This is a genomic window from Micromonospora maritima (genome assembly GCF_902825405.1).
Taxonomy (GTDB): domain Bacteria; phylum Actinomycetota; class Actinomycetes; order Mycobacteriales; family Micromonosporaceae; genus Micromonospora; species Micromonospora maritima.
Map to the genome: position 1 here is coordinate 1 of NZ_CADEAU010000379.1, position 5,219 is coordinate 5,219.

Here is a 5,219-nt window from a genome sequence, read left to right on the forward strand (position 1 = left end):
CCCACGCCGAACTGCACCGCGCCGAGCAGGGCGGAGGCGGTGCCGGCCGCCTCGCCGTGCCGGGACAGCGCCAGCGCCGGGGCGTTCGGCATCGCCAGGCCGGCCGCCGCCAGCACCACCCACAACGACACCAGGAGGGCGGGCAGCCCACCGAGACCCGTCGCGGCGAAGGCCACCAGGGCCAGCCCCGCCAGGGTCCCCACGCCCAGCGAGGCGACGAGGATCCGCTGCGGCGGATGGCGGCGCAGCAGCCGCACGTTGTACTGGGTGGCGCCGATCAGCCCCACGGCGCCCGCCCCGAACGCCAGCCCGAACTGCTGCTCGTCCAGCCCGTACCCCTGTTGCAGGACGAAGGACGAGCCGGCCACGTACGCGAACAGCGCCGCCATGGCCAGGCCGGCGACCAGGACCAGGCCGACGAAGACGCGGTCGCGCAGCAACGACCCGTACAGGCTCACGGTGGCGACCAGGCCGCCGCGGCGGCGGCGCGCGGGCGGCAGCGTCTCCGGCAGGCCGATCGCCGCGACCGCGACGAGCAGGACGCCGAAGACGGCCAGGGTCACGAAGACCCCCCGCCAGTCCGTCCACCGCAGCACGCCGCCGCCGAGGGTCGGGGCGAGGACCGGCGCCGCGCCCATCACCAGCAGCAGCCGGGAGAGCAGGGTGGCGAACGCCGTCCCGCTGAACAGGTCCCGGACCACCGCCATCGCCACCACCGTCGTGGCGGCGACGCCGAGGCCCTGCACCACCCGCAGCACGCCGAGGACGGCGACGTCCGGCGCCACCACGCAGAGCGCCGACGCCACCACGTGCAGCGCCAGGCCGGCGACCAGCGGGCGGCGTCGTCCGACGGCGTCCGAGAGCGGCCCGATCAGGAGCTGGCCGAGGGCGAGGCCGGCGAGCGTGCCGGTGAGCGTCAGCTGGACCGCCGCCGAGGTGGTCGCGAAGTCGGCGACGATCGCGGGCAGCGCGGGCAGGTACATGTCGATCGTCAGCGGACCGATCGCGATGAGCGAGCCGAGGACCAGCACGAGCCGCAGCCGCTGCCCCCGGCTCATCAGGTCACCTGGCGTCGGCGCGGGAGTCGTCCGATCAGGCAGGACATCGGTCATCGGAGGACCTCCGCCCGGTCAGGGCGCGGCGGGGTGGAGCACGGTGCGACAGTCACACCTGGGTTCAAATCCCCGTCGCCCGGGCTGATTCCCCCTCCGCCCAGAGGTAACGGGCGTCACACCCGGTCCTCCCGGCCGGATCCGCGCCACCCGTCGGCGTACCCGGCGACCCGGGCGGCCAGGTCCGGGTCGGTCGCGGCGACGTCGTTGACCAAGCAGTACGTGTGGGTGAACCCGCGGTAGTAGGCCACCGGGGCGTCCCGCCACCCCTGGCCGCCTTCTCCCTTGATCAGCGGCCCGGATCGGACCGGCTGGTCCAGACCTTCTCCGGAGAAGGTGATCTGGGCGACCCCTGCCCGGCGCGGGACACGGCCGTCGGTTCGGCGCGCAGCCCGGCCCGCAGGTCGAGCAGGCGGGCGGCCACCGACTCCACCTCGGCGATCGGGAAGCCCTCGGCCAGATCGGGCAGGTGTGACCGCAGCGCGACAGCGGCCCGGCCCGCGAACCGGACCCGCTCGGCGTCCACCCGGATTCCCTCCCGCTCCCCGGCCCGGGTGTTCCACGCGATCGCCCGCGCCCGGTCCCAGCCGGGCGGCAGGTCGAGGGTGATCCCGTCGTCGGTGACACGCACCGGGTAGCCGCCGGGCAGTCCGTTCGGGCCCGGCAGGTTGGTGTGCACCACGGCGCCCGGCCGCCAGTCGCGCAGCAGCAGCGCGGCGGTGTGGCCGGTGACGGCGTTGAGTTCGGCGCGGCGGCAGGCGCGCTGTCCGGCGAGCCCGCCGGTGACGTCCGCCACCGGGCCGTCGTCCGTCCAGGCCAGCGCCTCCTCCCCCGGCCCGGCCGGCGGGTACAGGTGCACGTGGTGGGCGAGGACCCGGAGCCGGTCCGCCGGGGTGAGTCCCCGGGCCGCCCGCAGCGACGCGGTGAGCAACGCGACGTTGCCGAGGCCGGCGTCGATCGGCAGCCCGAGCCCGGCCAGGATCGGGTTGACCGCGTCCGGGAAGCAGGCGTTGAGGAACCGGGCGGACACCCCGCTGCGTCGCACCGCCCGGGCGACCCGGCCGGCCAGCAGCGCGTGCAGCGGCGCGGTGACGCCGAACCCGGCCTCGGCCACCAGCGCGGTCCAGCCGGACGGCGCGGTCACCGACTCCCAGGGTGACTGCACGGAGGCGCAGTGCAGCACGGCGTCCGGCTCCCGGTCGGCGATCAGCCCGGCCAGTTCCGCGTCGTCGTCCAGCGCGACCGCGGCGGACCGGAACCGGGCCCGTGTACCGCTGAGGGCCGCCCGGGCGCCGGCCACGTAGGCCACCTCGGCGCAACGGGCGGCGTCACGGCCCACCACGGTGACCGTGAGGGGCCGGTCCGCCACCACGGCCGTGGAGTGGCAGACGGCCCGGGCGAGCGAGCCGCTGCCCACGACGACCACCCGCCTCACCGACGCCGCCGGGTGGGAAGGACGCATCCGACCGGCGGTGCGGTCCGTGCGGGTTCAGTCATCGACCGGCTCCAGCTCCAGGTGGACCAGGTCCACCACGGTCGCGTACAGCTCCCGGACGGCCTCGGCCCCGTCCGCGGCGTCGACCAGGACGTTCACCGCGAACACCTCGTGCTCACCGGTCAGCACGTACCCCGGCTCGATCGCCGTGACGATGTCGATGACGTCGGGCAGCTCGCGCACCTCGTCGAGGCCGTGCACGGCGACCACCCGGCCCGTGCCGTGGCCGAAGACGGTCAGGGTGGCCAGCGGCATCGGCAGCGCGGCGGGCCCTCGTCGCGGCCGGGGCAGGTCCAGGTGCAGGGCGAGGTACTCGGTGGTGAGGTCGATCCCGGTGACCAGCTCGTTGAGGCGGGGCAGCAACTGCCCCCCGGGCCGACCGGGGTTGACCTCGATGATCGTCGGGCCCCGCCGCCGGTCGTCGATCAGCTCGACGTGCGCGACGGTCCGGTCGAGACCGAGCGCGGTGACCCCCGCGACGGCCGCCCGCCGCAGCGCCTCCTGCCCCGGTTCCGGCAGCTCCGCCGGCCACAGGAAGCCCTGCTCGAAGAAGCGCTCGTCGACCAGGAACTTGTCGACGAGCACGGCCGGCTCCGGCACCCCGTCGCGCAGCACCACGTCGACGCAGTACTCCCGGCCCTCGAGCACCTCCTCGACCAGCAGGACCCGGGTCGGGTCGAGCGGCCCGTCGGTGGTCGGCAGCGGTCGCCGGTAGAGCCCGTCCATCGCCTCCGGCAGTCGGGCGGTGAGCTGCCGGTAGGCGTCCGCCAGCTCGGCCGGGCCCTCGACCCGGCGTACGCCGTGGCTGGCGGTGCCGTTGAGCGGTTTGACGATCGCCGGAAAACCGACCTCGACGGCGACCCGGTCCACCGCGTCGGCCGAGTCCAGCAACGCGAACCGCGGCGTCGACAGACCGGCGGACGCGAGCGTACGCCGGGCCGCGTACTTGTTGCGGGTCCGGGCCAGCGCGGCCGGGTCCGGACCGCCCAGGCCGAGCAGCGCGCTCGCCTCGGCGGCCGTGACCACCACCCCGTCGGACCCGGTCACGACCCCCGCCAGCGCCGCGCCCTCGGCCATCGTCTTCGCCGCCGCCGCGACCTGCGCGGCGTCGGTCGGGTCGTCGACCCGCACGGCCCGCTCGTAGGCGTCGGTGAGGCGCCGCCAGTCGGCCGGTCCGGCCGGTCCGGAGACCAGCAGCGGGGTCAGGCCCAGCCGGCGGATGTCGCCGGCCAGGGCGACCAGCCAGGTCACGCCGCCGTCGCGCAGCACCACCGCCGCGCGTTGCGTCGGCTGCGTTCCGTTCACGACGACTCCCCTTCCGTCGGCCTCCGCCATCCGTCGCCCAGCAACCGCCGGTCGATCTTGCCGCTGGTCAGCAGCGGCAGCCGATCCACCACCACGACCTCGCCGGGCACCAGGTGGGCCGGCGCCCGGGCGGCGAGCCGGGCCCGGATCCCGGCGGCGTCGGCGCCGTCCACGGCGACCGTCCAGGCGACGAGCCGGCGGGCGTGGCCGTCGCCGGTCACCGCCGCCGCGCACCGCCGGACGGCCGGGTCGGCGTGCAGCAGCGCCTCCACCTCGCCGAGTTCGATGCGCATCCCGCGGAGCTTGACCTGTCCGTCGCGGCGGCCGACGAACTCGATCTCCCCGTCGGGTCGCCGGCGGGCCCAGTCGCCGGTGCGGTACATGGTGGCGCCGGGCACGAACGGGTCGGGGCGGAACCGGGCCGTGGTGGCGTCCGGGTCGTCCAGATATCCGAGCGCCACGCCGTCGCCGCCGATGTGCAGCTCCGCCTCCTGCCCGGCCGGCACCGGCTCGCCCGCCTCGTCCAGCAGGTACACGCGGGTGTTGGCGAGCGGGCGGCCGATCGGGATCGCCGCCTCGCCGGGCGGCCCGACGACCTCGTGGGTGGTGGTGAAGGTGGTCGCCTCGGTCGGCCCGTACCCGTTGATCAGGCGTACCCCGGGCAGGGCCGCGCGGGCGCGACGGACGTGCGCGACCGACGCGGCCTCACCGCCGAACAACACGTGCCGCGCCCCGGCCAGGGCGCGGACGTCCTCGTCGACGACCACGTTGAACACCGACGCGGTCAGCCACAGGGTGGTGACGCCGCCGTCGGCGATGGTCCTGGCCAGCTCGGCGGCCACCGGCAGCTCGCCGGGATAGCGGACCATCCGGCCCCCGTGCAGCAGCGGCCCCCACACCTCCAGCGTGGAGGCGTCGAACGCCACCGGCGCCATCTGGAGGAAGGTCAGGTCCGGCCCGAACGGCAGGTACCGCTGTCCGTGCACGAGCCGCACCACGGCGCGGTGCGGCACCAGGACGCCCTTCGGCGTGCCGGTGGAGCCGGAGGTGAACATCAGGTATGCGGGATCGGTCGCCCGGCGGGTCGGCCACGGTCCCGACCAGGGCTCGGCGGCGATCGCGGCGGAGAGCGACCGCGGCCCGGCGGCGTCCGGCAGGTCGACGCCGGTGGTCCGGTCGACGAGCGACAGGGCCACCCCGGAGTCGGCGAGCAGGGCTCCCAGCCGGGTCGCCGGTTCGGCCGGGTCGACCGGCACGTAGACCCCGCCGGCGCGCAGGACGCCGAGGTACGCGACGAGGAGCCGGCT

At 76.0% G+C, this 5,219-nt stretch carries 5 protein-coding genes; all 5 read right to left on the reverse strand.

Annotated features, from left to right (window positions below; all coding sequences use genetic code 11):
- The coding region (locus HUW36_RS24900; protein WP_174530389.1) for a multidrug effflux MFS transporter at positions 1-1,058 on the reverse strand (1,058 nt) is incomplete at its 3' end.
- A gap of 170 nt (positions 1,059-1,228) precedes the next feature.
- The gene (locus HUW36_RS34920) at positions 1,229-1,363 is read right to left on the reverse strand and encodes a hypothetical protein (protein WP_281357557.1); all 135 of its coding nucleotides are present in this window, start codon (positions 1,361-1,363) and stop codon (positions 1,229-1,231) included.
- A 38-nt stretch (positions 1,364-1,401) separates the two neighbouring features.
- Entirely contained in the window at positions 1,402-2,574 is a 1,173-nt protein-coding gene (locus HUW36_RS24905) for a saccharopine dehydrogenase NADP-binding domain-containing protein (RefSeq protein ID WP_174530390.1), read from the reverse strand.
- 27 nt (positions 2,575-2,601) lie between these two features.
- On the reverse strand, positions 2,602-3,912 hold the full coding sequence (locus HUW36_RS24910; RefSeq protein ID WP_174530391.1) for an ATP-grasp domain-containing protein: 1,311 nt from the start codon (positions 3,910-3,912) through the stop codon (positions 2,602-2,604).
- Positions 3,909-5,219, reverse strand: a 1,311-nt coding sequence (locus HUW36_RS24915) for an amino acid adenylation domain-containing protein (RefSeq protein WP_174530392.1), incomplete at its 5' end; no start/stop codon positions are given. The genes HUW36_RS24915 and HUW36_RS24910, both read right to left, overlap by 4 nt.

Bases quoted from the DNA above. Each gene is read 5' to 3' on its own strand.
- HUW36_RS24905 (WP_174530390.1), bottom strand. From the start codon at position 2,574: ATGCGTCCTTCCCACCCGGCGGCGTCGGTGAGGCGGGTGGTCGTCGTG.